Genomic DNA, 22,308 nt, shown 5'->3' with positions numbered 1-22,308 from the left:
GGAAATTTGGTGCGGCCTCAAAGGTTAACGCAGCCCAGTGTGCCGAATTGGGGCATCGGTATGACGTCGGTATCGCGACTGTTTTGCGGAGGTGCAAAAATTGACGCCCCCGTCAGGTTAACGCACATTCTTTGCAGACGGCCCGGAGCGATGTGCCCCGAGCCGCAGAAGGTTTTAAGCGGCCGCGAAACCGGTGTCCAAAGCGGAGAGGATGGTGTTGACCTCACCCTCGGAAATGGTCAGCGGTGGGGACATCAGCACGTTGTGCGCGCCAAGGCGGACCATGGAGCCTGCCTGATAGGTGGCCTCGTGGATCTTTTTCATGGTGGCCATGTCCATCGGGGTTTTGGCGGCTTTGTCAGAGACCAGTTCAATGCCAGTCATCAGGCCGTGGCCGCCACGCACGTCACCGATGATGTCGTATTTCTCAGCGAGCTTCTGCACACCTTCAAACAACTGCGTGCCACGGGCGGCGGCGTTGGTTTTCAGGTCCAGACGGGTGGTCTCGGCCAGCGTAGCGATCACGGCGGCGGAGCCTACCGGATGGGCGGAGTAGGTGTAGCCGTGGTAGATGGCCGCTTCGCCGGTTTGATCGTTTTCAAACACGTCGGCCACTTTGTCGCCAACCATGCAGGCACCCACCGGGAAATAGCCGGAGGTGATGCCTTTGGCGGTGGTCATCATGTCGGGCTGCACGCCCCAGTGCCGCGCGCCGGACCAGTCGCCGGTGCGGCCAAAGCCGGTGATGACTTCATCTGAAATCAGCAAGATGCCGTGGCGGTCACAAATTTCGCGCATCAGCTTCATGAAGGAGGCGTCCGGCACAATCACGCCGCCCGCGCCCTGGATCGGCTCCATGATGAAGGCCGCGATGGTCTTGGGGTCCTGGAAGGCAATCTCGTCCTCAAAAGCGGCGGCGATGTTTTGCGCCAACTGGGCCGGGTCGCTTTCGTTGAACGGGTTGCGATAAGGGTAAGGCGACGGCAGGTGGAAACAACCGGGCAGCAGCGGTTCGTAGTTGATGCGGAAGCGGTTGTTGCCGTTCACGCTTGCACCGCCAAAGTGGGTGCCGTGGTAGCCTTTTTTGAGGCTGATGAATTTGGTGCGGGTCGGCTCGCCGCGCAGACGGTGGTACTGGCGGGACAGACGCAGGGCGGTTTCCACGGAGTCGGAGCCACCGGAGGTGAAGAACACACGCGACATGCCGTCCTCGGCGAAGAATTCGCGCACCGCATAGGAGGCTTCGATCGCCGGTGGGTTCGAGGTGCCGGCAAAAGCGGAGTAATACGGCAGATCGTAGAGCTGTTTGGCGATGGCCTCTTTCACCACGTCGTTGGAATAGCCGAGGTTCACGCACCACAAGCCGCCCACGGCGTCCACGGTGGCATGGCCGTCGATGTCAGTGATGTTCACCCCTTCGGCGCCCTTGATGATCTTGGGCGGGGTGCTGTGGCTGTCCGCTGGTGCGCCCATTGGGTGCCAGAGGTGGCGGGCGTTGTTTTCCGTCAGGAAGTTGTCGTCTTTCATGGCTGTGCTCCCTTGGGTGCAGGGGTGATTCCTGCACGCTGAAAAATTTGATCAAATTATGAGGTGGCCTTGGTGCTCTGTCCAGAGAAAGAGCGACACGGGGATGGCAAAAAGCGACTGCTGATCCCTGCAAACTTGGTGGTAGAATCAAACGAGAACATGCTAGATTTGGCACTATGCCTGTGGATAACCCCAACATAAGCCAAGAATTGCCGGTTATTCGGCAACTTGATGATGCCGCTATCAACCGGATTGCTGCCGGTGAGGTGGTCGAACGTCCTGCCTCTGCGGTGAAAGAACTGGTGGAAAACGCCATTGATGCGGGCAGTCGGCGGATCGAGATTGCCTATGGTGATGGCGGCAAGACGTTGATCCGGATCACGGATGATGGCTGTGGCATCACCGAGGAACAATTGCCGCTGGCCTTGTCGCGCCATGCGACGTCCAAGATTGACGGCAGTGATCTGCTCGACATCCACACCTTTGGCTTTCGTGGCGAGGCCCTGCCCTCGTTGGGCGCGGTGGGGCGGTTGAGCATCACCAGCCGGGTGGGCAAAGCCTCTGCGGCTCAGATCTCCGTTGAAGGCGGCGCGATGAGCGCGGTGAAGCCTGCGGCGCTGTCTGGTGGTACCATCGTGGAATTGCGCGATCTGTTTTATGCCACACCCGCGCGGTTGAAGTTCATGCGCTCGGATCGGGCGGAGGCGCAGGCGATCACCGATGTGGTCAAGCGCCTGGCGATGGCGGAGCCGTTTGTTGGATTTACCCTGCGCGATGTGACCGGAGGGGGCGAAGGCCGCGTGACCTTCCGCGTGGAAGCGGAAAATGGCGATCTGTTTGATGCGCTGCATGGTCGTTTGGCGCGAATTTTGGGCAAGGAATTTGCCGAAAACGCGCTGAAGATTGATGCGGAGCGGGAAGGGCTGCGGCTGATTGGTTATGCGGCGCTGCCAACCTATTCGCGCGGCTCGTCGGTGGCGCAGTACCTGTTTGTGAACGGGCGTCCGGTGAAGGACAAATTGCTCGTCGGCGCGCTGCGTGGGGCGTATTTTGATTATCTGAGCCGAGACCGCCATCCGGCGGCGGCGCTGTTCATTGATTGTGATCCGCATCTGGTGGATGTGAACGTACACCCGGCCAAGTCCGAGGTGCGGTTTCGTGATCCGGGATTGGCGCGGGGGCTGATAGTCTCCAGCCTACGCCATGCGCTGGCTGAAGCGGGGCATCGGGCGTCGACCACGGTGGCCGGAGCCACATTGGACTCTTTCAGGCCAGAGCCGATGGGCGCTTTGGGGGCCAGGCCACAAGGGCCGTCAGGGCAGGCGCGGGTCTATCAGATGGACCGGCCAAGCCTTGGGGCGCGCACAGCGGCCTACCAAGCCCAGGCGCCGATGCCGTCCTCGCCAGGGTTTGATGAGCTCACAGAAGCCTATTCCGCACGGGTTGAGCCGTTTGAATCGGAAATGGCCCAAGAGCAGCCTGCCGAAGGCCTGCCTTTGGGCGCGGCGCGGGCGCAGGTGCATGAGAATTACATCGTGGCGCAGACAGAAACCGGCATGGTGATTGTCGATCAACACGCCGCGCATGAGCGGTTGGTCTATGAGAAACTGAAACATCAAATGGCGGAAAATGGCGTGGCGGCGCAGGCCTTGTTGATCCCAGAAATTGTCGAGCTGTCCGAGGGCGACTGTGCGCGGATCATGACCGTGGCGGACGCACTCTCCAAGCTGGGGCTGACAATTGAGGCCTTTGGTGGCGGTGCAGTGGCGGTGCGCGAAACCCCCGCGCTCTTGGGCGAGGTCAATGCGCGGGCCATGGTGCTTGATATTCTCGATGAGCTGGATGATGCGGGGGAAAGCATGTTGGTGCAGGCCAAGCTGGAGGCGATCCTCAGTCGGGTGGCCTGTCACGGCTCGATCCGCTCGGGGCGGCGCATGCGCGGCGAAGAGATGAACGCGCTGCTGCGCGAGATGGAGGCGACGCCACATTCGGGGCAATGCAACCACGGGCGGCCAACTTATGTAGAACTCAAGCTGGCCGACATCGAGCGGCTGTTCGGACGGACGTGATGGAAGGTATGGACGAGGCAATTGCCAATATGGAGGCAATGGCGCTGTATGCTGTGGCTGGAATTGGTTTTGCGGTGTTGGTGCTGTTTTTGCTGCTGCGCGGAGCGGGGCAAAAGCGGTCTGATCGGACTGAAGCGGTGATTGCCCAGCACATGGGGCACATGGCGCAGCGGGTGGATCAGCTGGCCACCGGGCAGGCGCATCTGGACGGAAACCTGCAGGCGCAGGCGCAGTCTCAGGGACAGATTGCCACGTTGATGGAACAGCGGCTGGGCGAGGTGCAGGTCAATATGCACGAGAACCTCGCCAAGGTGCAGCGCAGCACCGGTGAGAACCTCGCCAGCATGCAGCAGAAGATGGCGGATACATTGGCAACGCAGCAGCTGCAGATGCAGGAAAGCTTGGCCAATATGCAGCTGCGCACCGGTGGCGCACTCAACGACATGCAAGAGAAGTTGAATCTGTCGATGACGGGCAATGCCAAGCAGACTGCGACCTCTCTCACTCAATTGCAGGAGCGGTTGGCTACAATCGATAAGGCGCAGGAAAACATCACCCGGCTGTCGGGGGATGTGCTGAGCCTGCAAGACATTCTGAGCAACAAACAAACCCGCGGCGCTTTTGGCGAAATCCAGCTCAATGATATTGTGTCCAAAGCGCTGCCCACTGACAGCTACGCATTGCAGCACACGCTCTCAAACGGCAAACGGGCGGACTGTTTGATCCATCTGCCCAATCCTCCCGGCCCAATTGTGATCGACAGCAAGTTCCCGCTGGAAGCCTATGAAATGCTGCGCAATGCGGAAACGCAGGCGCAATTGAACGAGGCGGCGCGGATGTTGCGCACCTCGGTGAAGAAACACATCAAGGATATCTCTGAGAAATACATCATCGAAGGCGAGACCGCCGATGGGGCGCTGATGTTCCTGCCAAGTGAAGCCGTCTACGCCGAGCTGCACGCAAATTTCCCGGAGCTGGTGCGCGAAGGCTTTGCGGCGCGGGTGTGGATTGTGTCACCGACCACTTGCATGGCGACGCTCAACACCATGCGGGCGATTTTGAAAGATGCACGTATGCAAGAGCAGGCGGGCGCAATTCGCAAAGAACTGGGGCTGCTCTATTCCGATGTCGAGCGGCTGGGCACGCGGGTGGAAAACCTCGATCGCCACTTTGGGCAAGCGGCGAAAGACATCAGCGAGATCAAGATCAGCGCTGACAAAGCTGGGCGCCGAGCGCGACGGTTGGACAACTTTGATTTCGAAGAATTGGCGCAGACTGGGGATGACAAAGTGGTGCCGCTGACCAAACCGGACAGCTGATCCCTATTCATATTCTTCAAATGTCCCGGGGGTCCGGGACGACACCCCGATGCACCAGAAACAGTTTGCGCCATGTCAAAGACGTGGGGCATGCTGGTGGGGACACTGGGCCAAACCAAATTGGAGGCACAAAATGCTTGAGATTTCTGCATGGAAGGTGGCGCAGGTTGTGCTGATGTCCCGTGAACTGGATCGGGCCGAAGGTGAGCTGCGCGGATTTATTGACCGTTTAAACGAAGATGAGCAGGCCAGTCTGGTCGCGGTGATGTGGGTCGGGCGTGACAGCTTTGCCGCAGAAGATTTGGCCGAGGCGATCATGACCGCCAAGACCGAAAACACTGTGCCCACCGCAGATTACCTGCTGGGCTCCCCTCATTTGTCGGATCACTTGGAAAACGGCATGGAAGCTTTGGGCATGTCGCTGACCGACGAAGAGGATGATTTGGTCCGCGGCGGCTAATACCCTCGGCAAAAATTGGCTTGTTGGCCCGCAGAATATGCGAATTTGCGCCAACAGATTTGGGATCCGTGCCAAGCTTTGGCGCGGGTCTTTACGTTTTAAACACCTCTTCTTATGTGCGTTTCAGAGGGAGGGATGACGCTTTGGTGCGTCACCCAAGCCACTGACTTCGCGCCTGTTTTTTGAACAAAACACTCGCACCTGCGTTTTGCGGGCGATGCCCTCTTGTCTTGTGTCTAAGCCTTGCAACCCATGGGGCGGCGTTGGGAGGTCTGTTGTGCAGAAGGAGGTCGCCCATGTCCAGTTTCTGGGGTCGTTTTGACGACAATCACGGCAATCAAAAACAGTTTGAACCCACCGATGACCCGGCCAAAGAGATCACCTTTGTGCCTAAAGGCGAGGATGGCGATCTTGTGCTTGAGGACAACAACAATAAGCCGGACCCAGACACGCAAGTTTTGATGGACGGTCAGGCGCATGATTTTGTGTTTGAGCTGACCGGGACAGTGCCGCAGGATGATGATATCCCGGAGCAATTCTGGGGACAGGAAATCGCGGTGATCTCGATTCAGGACTACCCCGAGCCGGGCGAGGAGACCCGCATGTTTTTCTTTCCGGAAATGAACCCGGACGAGGAGGACATGAATGAGTTTGAGGATGAAGAGTTTGTTGTGAAACATCCGGATCGTCATCCTGACGACATGCCGGTGTGTTTTCTGCCAGGCACGATGATTGCAACGCCGGATGGTCTTCGCGCGGTGGAGAGTTTGCAGCCGGGAGATTTTGTCTGTGTGGCCAAAGGCAAGCCTGCCAAAGTGTTCTGGGTGGCCAGCAGCCATTTTTCCTATGCAGAGTTGTTGCGAGATGCTGCTCTGCGCCCTGTCTGTATCGATGCGGATAGCCTTGCGCCGGGGGTGCCTGCGCAGGATTTGTGGGTGTCCCAACAGCACCGGATTGCGCTGCGCGGCTGGCAGGTGGAGATGTTGGCGGCAACCGAGGCGGCTTTTGCGCATGCTAAACATTTGGCGCCGCAACCAGGTATTCCCGGGCGGGAATGGCGGGATGGGGTGGACTACGTGCATTTGATGTTTGATCGCCACCATGTTGTCGAGGCCAATGGTGCCGAAGCCGAAAGCCTGTTTCTGGGTGATCAAGCGTTGGAGAGCCTGGGGGCGAACGCGCGGGCGGAGTTGGATCAGCTGCTTGAGGCCAAAACTTGGTTGAAGCCGCGTTTCGCGCAGGCTGCCTTACCTACTATGAAAGCGCATGAGGCGCAAACTTGGCGCAAGATGGTTGATGGAAAACCGGTGTTCCGCGATTTGGTACAAGTGGCGGCCTGAGGTCAGGCCGCCGGCATCAGCCAGGCATTGAGGTAGGTTTCCAACCTTTCGTGTGGGGCAACCGAGTTGTGCAAACTGCAAAACATCAGGGAAATGGCTTGCACCATAAAGGCTTGCACACCTTCGGCTTGTAACTCGGCAGAGATGTCTTTGCGAAAGGGTTTGTCCCAGAGCCATTTGGTGACCACTTCGGCATGGCGGCCGAAGGTCATCGCAATGGGGCCGATGTCCGCATTTGCCGCCGCCCCGGAATGGCGCAGAATCACGTCAAAGACATAGCGTTCGCAGGTCATGAATGCGATCAGGGGCATCATTGCCTCGGCCATCTCAGAGATGGATTTTGGCGTAGAAAGCGCCTCGATGATGTCCAAGTTGCGGTCAATTTCTGCGCCGATGAGTTGATCCATCAGCGCGTCTTTGTCCTTGAAATGCGCAAAAAACGTGCCTTTGGCCACACCGGCGCGCAGTACCACTTCCTCCACGCGCATGGCCTCATAACCACCTTCTGAAATCACGGTTTTGGCCGCGTCCAAAAGCTTGGCGCGGGTTTTGAGGGTGCGTTGTTGAACGGCGCGAGTCATGCCCTCTGTTTGGCATGGTTTGTGACCGTGGTCAAATTTGTTATTGACCGTGGTCACTTTTTGCATCATCTAATTTGACCGTGGTCAATATTGGAGAATCGCAATGGCACAGAAACGGATTTACATTTTGAACGGACACCCGGCAGCGGAGTCGTTGACTGGCTCGGTTGCCAAAAGTTATGCGGATGCGGCGCGCAAGGCCGGGCATCAGGTGCGCCTGACCAACCTGCATGATTTGACGTTTGATCCGGATTATGGCTTTGGCGGTTATGTGAACCAAAAGCCGCTTGAACCGGAGTTGGAGCAGGTCTTGGCCGATATTGAATGGTCCGAGCATGTGGTGGTGGCAACACCGATGTGGTGGGGCGGATTACCAGCCAAACTCAAAGGGTTGTTTGACCGGGCGTTGTTGCCGGGTCGCACGTTTGACACGCGTACCACCACCAAATTGGGATTGCCTGCGCCGTTGCTTACGGGGCGCACGGGGCGGGTGCTGTTGTTGTCAGATACGCCGGGCTGGTTCTTCCGGCTGATGTATCGCAATGCCATGATTGTGCAGATCCAGCGACAGATCCTGGAGTTTGTCGGCATCAAGCCGGTAAAGGTCACACAGTTCAATGGCACCAGTGATCCCAAAGCGGGGTCTGTGGAGAAGTGGCTCAAGCAAGCAGCCAAAATTGGCGCGCAGGCGGCTTAAATTGAGCTAGGTGTGGCGTGAGATCCGTGTGGTCAACACGCCCGCCGCCATCAGACAGCCGCCACCAACTCGGTTGAGGCCCCGCATGGCGCGGGGGTGTTGGAACAGCCCGCGCAGCCCGTTGGCGCAGAGCAGCCAGAACACGGTGTTGAGCGTGGCCACACCCACAAAAGTTGCGATCAGGATGGTGAACTGCGGCAGGACTGGCTGCGACAGGGTCACAAACTGCGGCACAAAGGCAATGTAAAACGCCGGTCCTTTGGGATTGAGTGCGCTGATCAGGAACGACTGCCAGAACAGCGGCTTGAGGGGTTTTTGATCCACTGTGTTTGAGCCAATGCCTTCAGCTGGCGCGCGCCATAGGCTGATGCCGAGCCAGATCAGATACACTGCGCCAATGAGCTTCATCAGCGTAAAAAGCGTGGTGGAGGCAGAGAGGATCGCACCTGCGCCCATCAGCGACACAGACATGCCGACAAAGGCCCCAGCAGAAATGCCGGGAATGGTCGCGAGGCCCGAGCGCTTGCCGGAACGCACCGCGTGGTTGATGGTCAGAACAATGTTGGGGCCGGGGATCAGCACAACCAGGGCGCTGGCCAGCACAAAGGCAATCCAGGTTTCCAATGACATGTTGTGGTCCTCTCCCAAAAGTTGTGGGGCAGGATTTCGCAGTCTGTCGGGAATGGCAAGGGGGAGTGGGGCGCAGCCCTTTTATGTGAGGCTGCGCCAAAAGTTACGCGATCAGGCGGTGTGATCAATAATTTGCATGTGCTGCGCCAGCGCGTCGATGTGGGTGAGCCACTCGGAAAACAGCGCTTCCTCAGACGGCGCCGCGTGCACACCGGGGGCAATCTTGTCGTCCAGAACCGCTTCAATGGCCAAGGAGACCGGGATTGACACGAGGCGGGCCATGGCGGTGCCGTTCTCGTCGCCCCAAGCGTCCATGGCGTAGGTCTTGTGATAGACGTCCGCGCCGTCTTTTTCGGCTTTGAAACCAACGCAGAGCACAACGCGGTCCGGCTCGCCTTCGTCATAGGAGTTTTCATCCCAGAACTGATCGGACATCTCTTTCAGCCGTGCGTCACCTTCGGGGCCGGAGAGCGTTTCGATCTCGCGGAAAACATCAGACCACGCCTCGGTCCAGCCGTTCAGGCGCAGGGTGCCGCGCACAAAGGTGTCGACTTTCCAGTCCGGGTCAAATTTGTAGTCTTCCATAAACGGGATGCTGTCGCGGTTTGGGTAGACCTCGAAGGTCTCGGCCGTGGCTAGCGGGGCCTCATAGCTGCTGATTGCGTCCCAGGGGCGGTTCACGTCCAGCGGTTTGCCATCGCGGATCGAGCGGGACGGGGAGCGCAGGGCTTTGAGCACGCCGAGGGGGGACCAGCTGAATTTGTAGCGGAACGGGTTGGCGATTTTCGGGATGCCGCCGCAGTAGCTGATGAAGCTGATGGCGTTGTCCGCATCGTAAGCGTCAGAGGCGCGGTAGTCTGCCACCAAAGCATGGGCCATCAGGTGGTCGATGCCCGGGTCCAGGCCCACTTCGTTCACGCAAGCCACACCGGCCTCTTTGGCTTTGGCGTTGAGTGCTTTCATTTCCGGCGCGATGTAAGACGAGCTGACAAAATTCGCGCCTTTCTCGATGCAAAGCTCCGCCAGTGGCACGTGCCAGTCGCCGGGCAGCATAGAAACCACCACGTCGCCAGACTCTAGCACGGCCCCTAGGGCGTCGATGTCAAAGGCGCGGATGTCTTTCGTCAGATCCCCTACGGCCTCTTGTGCTTTCTCAACGGTTCGGTTCCAGACGGTGACCGCGCGGTCACCTTCGATCAGGCGACGCAGGCCGGGAATGGCCGAGAGGCCGGTGCCACACCAGTGGATTGTCATGTTGTCTCTCCCCTCAGAGGTCTTTGGAATGGGTGATAAAATCAGCCTCGGCGCGGGTCCAGACACCGTCGCTGAGGTCATCGAGTTTCAACAGTGTTTCGAGCAATTGCGCGGCGTAGTCCTCGGAACTTTCCACCGGCAGCATGGATGGCAGGTTGTCGATCGCCATGACGTCCAGCACGGGCGCGTCAGCCACGCGTAGAGCGGGTGCGTCCCATGTGGTGGCGCGGTCATAAACCGGCACCGGGTTGTAATCGCTGTCCGGGTCGCAAGCCACGTCACCAATGGCGGTGAGCTTGCGGTCTGCATTGAGCGCTTCCTGCGGCACAAACACGGGGGTTCCGGGGCGGGCAAAGATGCAGTTTAAGAACAGGTTGTGGTCGAGGATTTCCGGAAATGGCCCGCCGGAGGCAGTTTCGGCCATGTCCCATTTGGTGACCGAACAGCCCATCGCTTCGAGCAGATCAGCTGCACCGGTGCCAACCCGGCCAAGCGCCCCAATCACCATGGCAGTTGGGCGGTCTTTGGACAGGGCGTCCAGTTCTGCGCCAAGCTCGGCCAACAAGGCGTCTTTGCCTGCGTAAACACCAACAGGACCACAGATTTCGCCGCGTTGTTGGGCTGCCCAGGATTTGAGGGTCACAGCAGAACCAGCATACCCCGCCCAATAGCCAAAGGCGGCGACGCGGCGGCCATTTTCAGCAACCAGATATTCGAGATCATAAAGTGTGCCGCCGCCCGCCTTGAAACGTTTCAGCAGGGCCACACCGGAGTGCTGCCCCTTGAAGGCGTGGCCAAACATGATGTGGCGGTGTGGCAGGGGGGTGCCATCTTCGGGCAGTTCTTTGAGACCAAAGATAATTGCGTCGCGGGGCGCGTCAGGCCAGCTGTTTTCTGCTGCGATGTCACAGCCTGCCGCCTTGTAGCCGTCAATTGGGATCGCCCGCACAGAGCTTTCCTCCACGGTCACTCGGATGCCTTTGTCCAGAAGCGCCTTGGCGCCGTCGGGAGTCAGACCCACCCGCTCTTCATTTTGCCGTTGCTCGGCCCGTACCCAAAGATGAGTCATCTCTGTTCCCCTCATATTCGCATTTCCATAGATCAGCCTGCCGCGACGAAAGCAAGGCCCGCTCCGTCGCGTCGTTGGCCTGTCTGACGGCTGCTTCTTTGGCGTAGGTTTGGCCGGATCGTACCGCTCGTTTAGGCGCACTTTCCGGGTGGCGGTGCGGGCACGTGCATGGCACAACAGGTGCCAAACCAAACGGGGAGCGCGTCATGAGTTTTGGCAAGGGATGTCATCTGCATCTGATCGATGGGTCGGCCTTTATTTTTCGGGCCTATCACGCGCTGCCGCCGCTGACGCGGAAGTCAGACGGGCTGCCTATTGGCGCTGTGGCTGGGTTCAGCAACATGTTGCAGCGTTATATCGAGGACAATTCCGGACCAGATGCGCCCACCCATGTGGCGGTGATCTTTGATTATTCCGGAAAGTCGTTTCGCAACGAGATGTATGACCAATACAAAGCCAACCGGCCGCCTGCGCCGGAAGATTTGGTGCCGCAATTCCCGCTGACCCGCACGGCCACCAAGGCGTTCAATATTGCCTGCAAAGAGGTCGAGGGCTTTGAGGCGGATGACATCATTGCCACGCTGGCCTGTCAGGCGCGTGAGGCCGGGGGGCGCTGTACCATCATCAGCTCGGACAAAGACCTGATGCAATTGGTTGGCGGCGGCGTTGAGATGCTCGATGCGATGAAGAACAAGCGCATTGATCGTGACGGCGTACATGAGAAGTTTGGCGTGGGGCCGGAGCGGGTTGTGGATGTGCAAGCGCTTGCGGGTGACAGCGTGGACAACGTGCCCGGCGCTCCGGGCATTGGCATCAAGACAGCGGCGTTGCTGATCAACGAATATGGTGATCTGGAAAGCCTGCTGGATCGCGCAGAAGAGATCAAACAACCCAAACGCCGCCAGTCGTTGATTGAGAATCGCGATCAGATTGAGCTGTCCAAACGGTTGGTACAGCTGGATTGTGAGATGGATCTTGATTTCACAATTGATGATCTGGAGGTGCGCGATCCAGAGCCAGAGGTGCTGTTGGGCTTCCTCACGGAGATGGAGTTCCGCACGCAGATCAAACGGGCGGCGGATAAGCTGGGTGTCGAAGCGCCAAGCATTCCGGAGCCGGTGGCTGGGACAGCCGACAACGTGCCTGCCGAAGACGACGTGCCGTTTGATGCGTCCAAGTACGAGTGGGTCAAAGATCGTGCGGCGCTGGACCGTTGGATCGCGGCCATTATGAAACGTGGCTATGTGGCGGTGGACACGGAGACCAACTCGCTCAACGAAATGGTGGCGGAACTGGCGGGGATTTGCCTGTCGGTGGAGCCGGGGGAGGCGTGTTACATCCCTGTTGGCCATAAAAAAGGCGCGAGCGATGACTTGTTCGGCGGCGATGAGCTGCAAGAAGGGCAGATGCCGCTCAATGAGGTTTTGGACGCCTTGAAGCCGATGCTGGAAGACCCAGCGGTGCTGAAGATTTTCCAGAACGCCAAATATGACTGCAAGGTGTTTGCCAATTACAACATCACCGTGGCGCCGATTGATGACACCATGTTGCTGTCGTACGCGCTGCACGCGGGGGAGCACAATCATGGCATGGACGCGCTGTCCGAGCGCTATCTGAGCCACCAACCCGTGCCGATCAAAACGCTGATTGGCAGCGGCAAAAGCATGATCACCTTTGACAAGGTGCCAATCGAGGATGCGCTGCCTTATGCGGCGGAAGATGCGGATGTCACGCTGCGCCTGTGGAAGCAGTTCAAGCCAAAACTGCACCGGCGGCAGGTGACCTCGGTCTATGAAACGCTGGAACGTCCATTGGTGCCGGTGCTGGCACAGATGGAGCGGCACGGGGTTAAAGTGGACCGGGATACGTTGAGCCGGATGTCCAATGCTTTTGCGCAGAAAATGGCGGCGCTGGAGGCGGAAATTCATGAGTTGGCGGGGGGCACGTTTAATGTGGGTTCCCCCAAGCAGCTGGGTGAAATCCTGTTTGATAAGCTGGAACTGCCGGGTGGCAAGAAAGGCAAGACCGGGGCTTATGCCACCGGTGTGGATATCCTCGAAGACCTTGCCACTGAGCACGCCCTGCCGGGGTTGGTGCTGGATTGGCGGCAGTTGAGCAAGTTGAAGTCGACCTATACCGACGCGTTGCAGACCCATATAAATGCGGACACGGGGCGGGTGCATACCTCTTATGTACAGACCGGCGCCAACACCGGGCGTTTGGCCTCCACTGATCCAAACCTGCAGAATATTCCGGTGCGTTCTGAGGAAGGGCGCCGCATTCGCGCAGCCTTTGTGGCGGAGGAAGGCAAGACGCTGATCTCGCTCGATTACTCTCAAGTCGAACTGCGCATTCTGGCGCATGTGGCGGGGATTGATGCCCTGAAGGCGGCGTTCCGGGATGGACACGATATTCACGCGATGACCGCGTCTGAGGTGTTTGGCGTTCCGATGGAGGAGATGACCAGCGAGGTGCGCAGCCGCGCCAAGGCGATCAACTTTGGTGTGATTTACGGCATCTCCGGTTTTGGTCTGGCGCGCAACCTGCGCATTCCGCGCGGCGAGGCGCAGGACTTTATCAACCGCTACTTTGAGCGCTTTCCGGGCATTCGCACCTATATGGATGACACCAAAGCTTTTGCCAAAGAACACGGCTATGTGCAGACGCTGTTTGGCCGCAAAATCCACACGCCGGAGATCAACGCCAAAGGGCCGCGGGCGAGCTTTGCCTACCGCGCAGCCATAAATGCGCCGATCCAGGGCACGGCGGCGGATATCATTCGCCGCGCGATGATCCGCATGCCGGAGGCGATTAAGGACCTGCCCGCCAAGATGCTGTTGCAGGTGCACGATGAATTGATCTTTGAGGTCGAGGATTCCGCGGTGGACGAGACCATCGAAGCGGCGCGGGATGTGATGCAGCGGGCCACTGAGCCTGCCATCAAGCTGGATGTGCCGTTGATTGTGGATGCGGGACGTGGGGCTAATTGGGCGGAGGCGCACTGAGCTTGAATGTGACGCTGAGGGGCGCCTGACCCTGGGTGGGTGCTAAAAGCGCCCTCCCGTGGGGAGGGTCGGGCGCGGCTCGAGGCTTTGCCTCGTGCCAATTCGGGTTCAACCTAGCCAGCCCAAACCCTGTTCGGTGCGCTTGGCCGGGTTGTATTCGGCGCTGACGGCGCCGGTGTAGCCGCTGTCATCCAGCATCTCGAAGAAGGCCGGATAGTCGAAGTGTTTCGACTTCACCGGCTCGTTGCGATCTGGCAGCCCGCCGATCTGGATATGGCGCACACGGGATTTGTGCTTGGCCCAGCAATCCAGCACATCACCGTGGATTTTATGGGCGTGATAGGTGTCAAACTGCAGCGCCAGATTGGGCGCGTTGACCTCGTCCAGTATCTCGGCGGCAAGGTCAAAGTTGTTCAGGAAGTAGCCCGGCATATCAACATCGTTGATCGGCTCGATGGTGAGCTGCTGTTTGGGCGCAAAGTCGCAGGCCCATTTCAGGTTGTCCACAAAGGTGGCGCGGGCGTCGCCGCCCGAGGCAGCCCCAGCCATGATGTGCACAATGCGGGCACGCAGCATGTCGGCGTAGCGTAGCGTGCGGCGGAAATCGCGTTGGAAGCGGCCCTCGAGACCGGGCACAGCGGCAAAGCCACGATCGCCGCCGGTGTAGTTGGGCGGCGGGCAGTTGATCAGCTCCAGCGACAGGCCGTTGCGCAGCAAAGCCCGCTGGGTTTCCGGTGCGGGTGTCTCATAAGGAAAGAGGATTTCCACCGCCTCAAAACCTGCCTCGGCGGCGGCTTCATAGCGGTCCAACTCCGGAAATTCGGCAAACAGCATGGTCAGGTTGGCGGCAAATTTGGGCATGGGGCTCTCCTCTGATGAAGGTTATTCCAGCTTTGAGGAGCCAAAAACAGTCAGAAATTCCGCAAGTTTGAATGGTTCGGCGGAAGCTTGCCTTAGCCCAGAGCTTCGGACGGCAGAAATGGGAAGAACACGCCGGCAGACATCACGCCAAACATGCTTTGGCCGCTGAACTCTTGATGTGTGCCCAATTCTACAAGGCGGTAAAACGCTTTGCGGGTGATGCGCGCTTCGAGGTTGGCACGCACGGTCACATAGGGGGCGGGTTCATCTGTGTTCGGGTCGATTTCAACGCGAATGGGTGTGTCTGGTCCTGCGGTGGCAAAGTCGCCGACATGGGTTTCAAAGGTCAGGACTTGCGTGTCACCTGCGCCTGTCACCTCAAAGTCTTCCGTGATGAACGGCGCGTCTTCAACGGTGATGCCAACTTTTTCAACAGGCGTGACCAGCACGTAATTGTCGCCGTCTTTGCGCAGGATGTTGGAGAACATCTTCACCATGGCAAGGCGATTGATGGGGCTGCCTTCATAAAACCACGTGCCGTCACGGGCGATGCGCATGTCCAGATCGCCACAATGCGGCGGGTTCCACAGGTGCACAGGCGCCGGGCCGCGCGATTTCACGGCGGCAGTGGCGGAGGCGGCGATGGTGTCTGCGTCAACTTTCACAGGAAATTGTTCCCTCATTGCTTTTGCCATTTCATCTGAGCGCGTTACTGTCAACGTAAGCAGGTAGAGTAACGGGAGACCACGTATGGCAGACGCAGAGAACCTTGTCGCAGAGATTGAAGAGCTGGGCGGCAAATTGGCGGAGGCCAAAGCGGCGATCACCAAACGCTTTATCGGGCAGGAACAGGTTGTCGATCTGACGCTTTCGGCCTTGCTCTGCGGGGGGCACGCGCTGCTGATTGGCCTGCCGGGCTTGGGCAAAACCCGGTTGGTGGACACGCTGTCGACTGTGATGGGGCTCAATGGCAACCGGGTGCAGTTTACGCCGGATTTGATGCCGGCGGATATTTTGGGCTCTGAGGTTTTGGAGACCGGTGAGAGCGGTGCGCGGGAATTTCGATTCGTGCCCGGGCCGATTTTTTGCCAACTGTTGATGGCGGATGAGATCAACCGCGCCAGCCCACGCACACAATCCGCTTTGTTGCAGGCGATGCAGGAGAAGCAGGTCACGGTGGCAGGGGCGGATCGTGTGCTGGATGCGCCGTTCCATGTTTTGGCGACACAGAACCCAATTGAACAGGAAGGCACCTATCCGCTGCCGGAGGCGCAGTTGGACCGGTTCCTTGTGCAAATTGATGTGCCCTATCCGGATCGTGACACGGAGCGTGACATTCTGCTGGCCACCACAGGTGTGGTTGAGGAAGAGGCACATGCGGTGTTTTCGGCTGAGGAGCTGATTGCGGCGCAGACCTTGTTGCGGCGGATGCCGGTGGGCGAAAGCGTGATGGAGCTGATTTTGGATCTGGTGCGGGCCTGTCGCCCGGATGATGAGACGGCCTCCGAGGCGGTGCGGGAAAACGTGGTCTGGGGGCCGGGGCCACGCGCGGCACAGGCTTTGATGATGACGGTGCGGGCGCAGGCGTTGCTGCACGGGCGGCTCGCGCCCAATGCGCAGGATGTGATGGACATGGCGGGGCCGGTATTGAGCCACCGCATGGCGCTGACCTTTGCGGCGCGGGCGCGCGGCGAAAGCCTTGCGGGGCTGATTGCCGAGACGGTTGCGCGCTACGACAATGTGGGAGCTGCCGCGTGAGTGCAGCCCCCCATCTGCGCAGTCAGGCTGAGGCGGAGGCGGCGCGCCTACCGCCGTTGTTGGCACATGCGGAGCATTTGGCGGGCACGGTTTTGTTGGGGGAACACGGGCGGCGACGCGCGGGCATGGGGGATGATTTCTGGCAATACCGGCCGGTGCAGCCCGGTGACAGTCTGCGGCATATTGATTGGCGGCGCTCAGCCAAATCGGACGCGCAGTTTGTGCGCCAGCGGGAATGGCAGGTGGCGCAGTCGGTGATGATGTGGGTCGATACGGCCCCGTCGATGTTGTTTGCCAGTGATAAAGAGACGCCGCAGAAAGCGGATCGGGCGCGGCTGTTGGCCTTGGCGCTGGCGATCCTGCTCATTCGCAACGGCGAACGGGTTGGGTTGACCGGGACCGATCTGCCGCCACGGCGGGGTGAGTTGCAAATCATGCGATTGGCCGAGGTGTTTTTGCGCGATGATGCGGACGGCGAGAGACCAGATTATGGCACGCCTGAATCGCGGGCGATGTTGCCGCATGCGCGAGCGGTGTTTATTTCTGACTTCATGGGCGATTTTGACGCGGTGCAGGTGGCGCTGACCAAAGCGGCGGATCGCGGGGTCGTGGGCGCATGTTTGCAGGTGCTGGACCCGGCGGAGGAGGAATTTCCCTACAAGGGCCGGGCGGTGTTTGAGAGCATGGGCGGCACTGTGAGCCATGACACCAAGAAGGCGGACGACTTGAAAGTGCGCTATTTGGAGCGATTGGCGGAGCGGCAGGCCGCGTTGCAAGACCTGTGTCGTACAACTGGGTGGCTCTATGGTCACCATAGCACTGGGCAGTCGGCACAAACCGCGCTGTTGTGGTTGCATCAGGCATTGGAGCGGCGGGCATGATCTTTGGCCTTCCCATTGGATTTACCGCCCCTTGGGTGCTGGTGACGCTGATTGCCTTGCCGGTTTTGTGGCTGATTTTGCGGGCGATCCCGCCTGCGCCAATCCGGCGGCGGTTTCCGGGTGTCGTTCTGCTGTTGGGCCTCACCGACGAGGACACGGTCACCGATCGCACGCCGTGGTGGCTGTTGCTGCTGCGCATGCTGGCGGTGGCGGCGGTGATTGTCGGGCTGGCCGGGCCGGTTTTGAACCCGCAGACCCGTGAGGCGGGCAGCGGGCCTTTGCTGATCCTGATGGATGGCAGCTGGGCCTCGGCACCCGATTGGGAGGCTCGGCGCGATATGGTTGCGGCGCTGCTGGATGAAGCGGCAAGAGATGGCCGCGTGGCGGCGGTGCAGCGGTTGAGTGCGCCGGAGCCATTGTTGTTTTTGCAGGCGGATGCGTGGAAGGCGCGTATGGCGGGCGTGGTGCCGATGGCCTGGGGGGCGGACGAGACGTCGATGGCGGCGTTTGCCGAGATGCTGGAAGCGGCAGATGGGTTTGACACGGTTTGGTTGTCCGATGGTGTGGCGCGCGACGGGCGCGAGGATGTGCTATCGGCGCTTCAGGACAAAGGGGCCGTGCGGGTCGTGCAGACCGGACGTGGGGCCATGGCCTTGATGCCGCCGAGATATGACGATGGCAAGCTGGTGATGCGGGCGCAACGCAGTGAAGTTGTGCTGGCGCAGGAGGTTACGGCACTGGCGATTGGCACCGATCCGGGGGGGACGGAGCAGGTTTTGGCAAGCTTGCCATTGGTGTTTGAAGAAGGCGCGCAGTCGAGTGAAAACGCGCTTGTTTTGCCAAGTGAGCTGCGCGCGCGGCTGACGCGGTTTGAGATTGCCGGTGTGCGCTCCGCAGGCGCGGTGGCTCTGAGTGATGACAGTCTGCGGCGGCGTGAAGTGGCCTTGATTGCCGGTCGGGAAGATCGTGAAGGGCTGCAGCTGTTGTCGCCACTTCATTATTTGCGGCAGGCTTTGGTGCCGACGGCGGATGTCATAGAAGGCGCGTTGAGTGATATCCTGCCCGCCAACCCGGATGTGATAGTTTTGGCGGATGTGGCGGTGTTGTCCGAAGGCGAGACCGGGGCGATGATTGACTGGTTGGAGAACGGCGGCTTGCTGTTGCGCTTTGCCGGGCCGCGTCTGGCGGCGAGTGAGATCAGCCGCACCGAAGAGGACCCGCTGTTGCCGGTGCGTTTGCGTGCCGGTGGCCGAAGTGTGGGTGGCGCGATGAGCTGGGGCGAGCCAAAATCGCTGGCACCGTTTGATGTGGAGAGTCCGTTTTATGGCCTTCCGGTGCCCGATGAGGTGACGGTGACCGCGCAGGTGATGGCGCAGCCAGACCCAACCTTGGCAGACCGTGTGATTGCCAGCCTGAGCGATGGCACGCCGCTGGTGACCCGCAAGTCTGTGGGCCAAGGGCAGGTGGTGCTGGTACATGTGACCGCCAATGCCGAGTGGTCGGGTTTGCCGCTGTCAGGCCTGTTTGTGCAGATGTTGGATCGCTTGGCGGTGTTAAGCGCAGTGGGTGAAGAAGCTGAGGCGCGACTGGCTGGTACAACGTGGCAGCCATTGAAGGTGCTCGATGGATTTGGCCGGTTGGAAGATGCGCAGACCTTGCCGGGTGTGGCTGGGGAAGCTTTGGCCGAAGGGCGTGTGGGGCCGGACCTACGGCCCGGGCTGTACCGTGACGGGGAGAAGGTTTTGGCGTTGCATGCGGTGGACCCAGAGACACAGTTGGCGCCTGCGACATGGCCGGTGACAGTGCCGGTGGAAGGGCTGCGTGGGGCGGTTACTACGGATTTGTCGGGCTATTTCTTGGCGGCGGCCTTGGTGATTTTGGCGCTGGATGTGGTGGCCTCACTGTTTGTGTCCGGTCGGCTTTGGGGCGCTCGGGTGGCGGCTGTGGTCTTGGCGCTGATGCTGCCCGCCACAGACGGCTTTGCGCAGGAGGCCTCAGTTACGGCAAGCCATGCGCAGGAGGTGGTGCTGGGCCACGTGCGCACCGGCAATCGCGAGGTGGATGACATTGCGTTGGCGGGGCTGCGTGGGTTGAGCAATGTGCTGCATTTCCGCACATCGGTGGAACCAGAAGACCCGGTGAGTGTGGATTTGGAAACAGATGAGCTGGCGTTTTATCCGTTCCTCTATTGGCCGATCACCCCGGATCAGCCAAGCCCGTCAAGGGAGGCGTACGGGAAGCTTAACGCCTACTTGCGCAGTGGCGGCATGATCTTATTTGACACGCGCGACAGTGACGTGGCGCGGTTTGGGGCAAGTAGCCCGACGGGGCGGAAGTTGCAGAAACTGGCCGCAGGACTGGATATTCCGCCGCTGGACCCGTTGCCAGAGGACCACGTGCTGACACGCACGTTTTACCTGTTGCAGGATTTTCCGGGGCGCTACATGAGCCGGGATGTCTGGGTTGAGGCGGCACCCGCGGATGCAGAGAAGATCGAAGGCATGCCGTTTCGCAATCTGAATGATGGTGTCACGCCGGTGGTGATTGGCGGCAATGACTGGGGCGCGGCCTGGGCGGTGGACACACGTGGCAACACGTTGTTCCCGGTGGGACGCGGACGGGCCGGAGAGCGGCAGCGCGAATTGGCCTATCGGTTTGGGGTGAACCTGATCATGCATGTGCTGACCGGAAATTATAAAAGCGATCAGGTGCATGTGCCTGCGTTGCTGGATCGGTTGGGCCAATGACAGGCGTGGTGTTTGATCCGATTGTGCCACTGTGGTTGTTGGCGGCTTTGGCGGTGCTGAGCGGTTTGGCGATTTCGGTGGCGTTGTTGCGAGGTTTGGCCGGATGGGCCTGGCGCGGGGCGGCGGGACTGGTGATTTTGGCAGCTTTGGCGGGGCCAGTGTTGCAAACCGAGAACCGGGCGCCGCTGAGTGACATTGTGCTGATGCTGGTGGATGGCTCGGCCAGCCAGCGGTTGAGTGATCGCGAGACACAGACCGAAGAGGCGGCGGCGGTTTTGGAAGCGCGGTTGGCGGCGCGGGAGAACACCGAAGTGCGCCGGATTGAGGTTGGTGACGCGGATGGAGATGGCGGCACTGAGATGATGGCGGCGCTGTCTGAGGCTTTGGCTCAGGAGCCGCGCGGGCGGATTGCGGGCATTGTTGCGCTGAGCGACGGGCAGGTGCATGACATGGAGCGCGCACCGGATTTGCCTGCGCCGTTTCATTTGTTGCAGTCTGGGCGAGAGGGTGATTGGGATCGGCGGTTGAGCATCAAAAATGCGCCGGCGTTTGCCATCCTGGGCGAGCCGGTGACGTTGACCCTGCGGATTGAGGACAGCGGCGCGGCACCAACGGATGTGGACCGTGTGGAGGTGGATGTTGCCGTGGATGGCGCTGAACCTCAGCGGTTTTCGGTGCCTTTGGATCGCGACATTGAATTGCCCGTGACCCTGCCGCACAGCGGACGCAATGTGATCCAGTTTTCCGTGCCGATGGCAGAGGGTGAGTTGACGGAACGCAACAATGCCGCGTTGGTGCAGATCAACGGTGTGCGGGATCGGTTGCGGGTGCTGTTGGTGTCCGGCGAACCACATCCGGGCGGACGCACCTGGCGCAATTTGTTGAAGTCCGATGCCAGTGTGGATCTTGTGCATTTCACCATTTTGCGGCCACCGGAGAAGCAGGACGGCGTGCCTGTGAGTGAGCTCTCGTTGATTGCGTTTCCGACGCGGGAGCTGTTTCTGGAGAAGGTTGAGGATTTTGACCTGATCATTTTTGACCGATATCAGCGGCGTGGAATTCTGCCATCTCTCTATCTGGAAAGCGTGGCGGACTATGTGCGCAAAGGCGGCGCTGTGCTGGTTGCGGCGGGGCCGGATTATGCCTCGGCAGACAGTATTTACCGCTCGCCCTTGGCAGAAGTGTTGCCAGCCAGCCCAACCGCGCGGGTGATTGAAGAGGCTTATGCGCCAGCGGTCTCAGAACTTGGGGCCCGCCATCCGGTGACGGCTGGGTTGCCGGACCAAGACACATGGGGGCGGTGGTTGCGTCAGATTGAGGTGACGCCGGAGGCCGGGGATGTGCTGATGACCGGCAGTGACGATCGCCCGCTCTTGGTGCTCAATCGGGTGGAAGAGGGGCGCGTGGCGTTGCTTGCGTCGGATCATGCGTGGTTGTGGGCACGAGGCTATGAGGGTGGCGGTCCGCAGTTGGAGCTGTTGCGGCGCTTGGCGCATTGGATGATGGGGGAACCGGAGCTGGAAGAAGAGGCACTTTCGGCGGAACCCACCGGACAGACCTTGCGTATTGTGCGGCGCAGTTTGGAAGAAGCTGTTGGGCCGCTGACCATCACGACGCCAAGTGGGGATGCCGTGACGCTTGAGATGTTTGAGAGCACGCCGGGGCAGTTTGAGACCGTGTTTGAGGGGCCAGAGATGGGCCTGTACCGTCTCGTCCAAGATGACTTGGAAACGGTTGTGGGGCTTGGTCCGGCCGCGCCGCGAGAGTTTGAGGCCACCATTGCCAGTGCAGAGGCTTTGACGCCCCTGTTGAAGACCACGCGCGGCGGGGTTCTGGCGTTGGAAGATGGTGTGCCGGGCGTGCGTAATGTGCGCGAAGGTCGGCCTGCGGCCGGGCGCAACTGGATTGGCCTGACAGCCAGAGAGGCGTTTGAGACACTGGACGTGGCGCGCGCGCCATTGTTGCCGGGATGGCTGGTGCTGCTTCTGGCGTCTGGGTTTATCCTAATGGGCTGGCTGCGCGAGGGGCGGCGGTGAGTGTGTTGGCGTGCGTAAGCGCCCATTGCTCACAAAAACCGGTTCCTTCGCGGCAGCCTGCGCGGTAGAACGCC

General features: G+C 59.9%; 17 protein-coding genes. 10 read left to right on the top strand and 7 right to left on the bottom strand.

Annotated features, from left to right (window positions below; all coding sequences use genetic code 11):
- Positions 1-174: 174 nt before the first annotated feature.
- Positions 175-1,527, bottom strand: coding sequence for an aminotransferase class III-fold pyridoxal phosphate-dependent enzyme (locus tag QOL67_RS01320; RefSeq protein WP_283424135.1), 1,353 nt, complete (start codon positions 1,525-1,527; stop codon positions 175-177).
- A gap of 176 nt (positions 1,528-1,703) precedes the next feature.
- Between QOL67_RS01320 and mutL the strand changes: the two genes are divergently transcribed.
- From mutL to QOL67_RS01300, 4 genes are all read left to right on the top strand, one after another.
- Complete coding sequence (gene mutL / locus QOL67_RS01315) at positions 1,704-3,596, top strand: DNA mismatch repair endonuclease MutL (protein WP_283424134.1); 1,893 nt, start codon at positions 1,704-1,706, stop codon at positions 3,594-3,596.
- Positions 3,596-4,915 (top strand): DNA recombination protein RmuC, encoded by a 1,320-nt coding sequence (locus QOL67_RS01310; RefSeq protein WP_283424133.1) that lies wholly within the window; start codon positions 3,596-3,598, stop codon positions 4,913-4,915. The genes mutL and QOL67_RS01310 overlap by 1 nt, the downstream gene beginning before the upstream one ends.
- A gap of 133 nt (positions 4,916-5,048) precedes the next feature.
- On the top strand, positions 5,049-5,375 hold the full coding sequence (locus QOL67_RS01305; RefSeq protein ID WP_283424132.1) for a DUF3775 domain-containing protein: 327 nt from the start codon (positions 5,049-5,051) through the stop codon (positions 5,373-5,375).
- 296 nt (positions 5,376-5,671) lie between these two features.
- Entirely contained in the window at positions 5,672-6,715 is a 1,044-nt protein-coding gene (locus QOL67_RS01300; RefSeq protein WP_283424131.1) for a Hint domain-containing protein, read from the top strand.
- 2 nt (positions 6,716-6,717) lie between these two features.
- Here the strand turns inward: QOL67_RS01300 and QOL67_RS01295 are convergent, their stop codons facing one another.
- The gene (locus QOL67_RS01295; protein ID WP_283424130.1) at positions 6,718-7,296 is read right to left on the bottom strand and encodes a TetR/AcrR family transcriptional regulator; all 579 of its coding nucleotides are present in this window, start codon (positions 7,294-7,296) and stop codon (positions 6,718-6,720) included.
- Positions 7,297-7,399: 103 nt separating this feature from the next.
- Here QOL67_RS01295 and QOL67_RS01290 point away from each other — a divergent pair, with 103 nt between their 5' ends.
- On the top strand, positions 7,400-7,993 hold the full coding sequence (locus QOL67_RS01290; protein WP_283424129.1) for an NAD(P)H-dependent oxidoreductase: 594 nt from the start codon (positions 7,400-7,402) through the stop codon (positions 7,991-7,993).
- A gap of 6 nt (positions 7,994-7,999) precedes the next feature.
- On the opposite strand, the gene QOL67_RS01285 is transcribed toward QOL67_RS01290, so the two are convergent.
- From QOL67_RS01285 to QOL67_RS01275, 3 genes are all read right to left on the bottom strand, one after another.
- On the bottom strand, positions 8,000-8,623 hold the full coding sequence (locus QOL67_RS01285; RefSeq protein ID WP_283424128.1) for a LysE family translocator: 624 nt from the start codon (positions 8,621-8,623) through the stop codon (positions 8,000-8,002).
- A 111-nt stretch (positions 8,624-8,734) separates the two neighbouring features.
- On the bottom strand, positions 8,735-9,877 hold the full coding sequence (locus tag QOL67_RS01280) for a saccharopine dehydrogenase family protein (protein ID WP_283424127.1): 1,143 nt from the start codon (positions 9,875-9,877) through the stop codon (positions 8,735-8,737).
- A 13-nt stretch (positions 9,878-9,890) separates the two neighbouring features.
- Entirely contained in the window at positions 9,891-10,946 is a 1,056-nt protein-coding gene (locus QOL67_RS01275) for a saccharopine dehydrogenase (RefSeq protein WP_283424126.1), read from the bottom strand.
- 206 nt (positions 10,947-11,152) lie between these two features.
- Between QOL67_RS01275 and polA the strand changes: the two genes are divergently transcribed.
- The gene (gene polA / locus QOL67_RS01270; RefSeq protein ID WP_283424125.1) at positions 11,153-13,951 is read left to right on the top strand and encodes a DNA polymerase I; all 2,799 of its coding nucleotides are present in this window, start codon (positions 11,153-11,155) and stop codon (positions 13,949-13,951) included.
- Between the two features lie 108 nt (positions 13,952-14,059).
- On the opposite strand, the gene QOL67_RS01265 is transcribed toward polA, so the two are convergent.
- Together QOL67_RS01265 and QOL67_RS01260 are read right to left on the bottom strand one after the other, a co-directional pair.
- Complete coding sequence (locus QOL67_RS01265) at positions 14,060-14,812, bottom strand: hydroxypyruvate isomerase family protein (RefSeq protein ID WP_283424124.1); 753 nt, start codon at positions 14,810-14,812, stop codon at positions 14,060-14,062.
- 92 nt (positions 14,813-14,904) lie between these two features.
- Entirely contained in the window at positions 14,905-15,495 is a 591-nt protein-coding gene (locus QOL67_RS01260; RefSeq protein WP_488153898.1) for a DUF1285 domain-containing protein, read from the bottom strand.
- A gap of 67 nt (positions 15,496-15,562) precedes the next feature.
- Between QOL67_RS01260 and QOL67_RS01255 the strand changes: the two genes are divergently transcribed.
- From QOL67_RS01255 to QOL67_RS01240, 4 genes are read left to right on the top strand one after another with little or no spacing between them, the layout of a single operon-like run.
- A complete protein-coding gene (locus QOL67_RS01255; protein WP_283424122.1) occupies positions 15,563-16,570 on the top strand; it encodes an AAA family ATPase in 1,008 nt (335 codons plus the stop codon).
- The gene (locus tag QOL67_RS01250; protein ID WP_283424121.1) at positions 16,567-17,451 is read left to right on the top strand and encodes a DUF58 domain-containing protein; all 885 of its coding nucleotides are present in this window, start codon (positions 16,567-16,569) and stop codon (positions 17,449-17,451) included. Before QOL67_RS01255 ends, QOL67_RS01250 begins: the two co-directional genes overlap by 4 nt.
- Positions 17,448-20,198, top strand: a complete 2,751-nt coding sequence (locus QOL67_RS01245; RefSeq protein ID WP_283424120.1) for a DUF4159 domain-containing protein — start codon at positions 17,448-17,450, stop codon at positions 20,196-20,198. Before QOL67_RS01250 ends, QOL67_RS01245 begins: the two co-directional genes overlap by 4 nt.
- The gene (locus QOL67_RS01240) at positions 20,195-22,234 is read left to right on the top strand and encodes a DUF7408 domain-containing protein (protein ID WP_283424119.1); all 2,040 of its coding nucleotides are present in this window, start codon (positions 20,195-20,197) and stop codon (positions 22,232-22,234) included. The genes QOL67_RS01245 and QOL67_RS01240 overlap by 4 nt, the downstream gene beginning before the upstream one ends.
- Positions 22,235-22,308: the final 74 nt, after the last annotated feature.

The organism is Shimia sagamensis (assembly GCF_900182745.1).
In the GTDB taxonomy this organism is placed as follows: Bacteria; Pseudomonadota; Alphaproteobacteria; order Rhodobacterales; family Rhodobacteraceae; genus Shimia; species Shimia sagamensis.
This window is presented reverse-complemented; position numbering and strand designations above follow the sequence as displayed.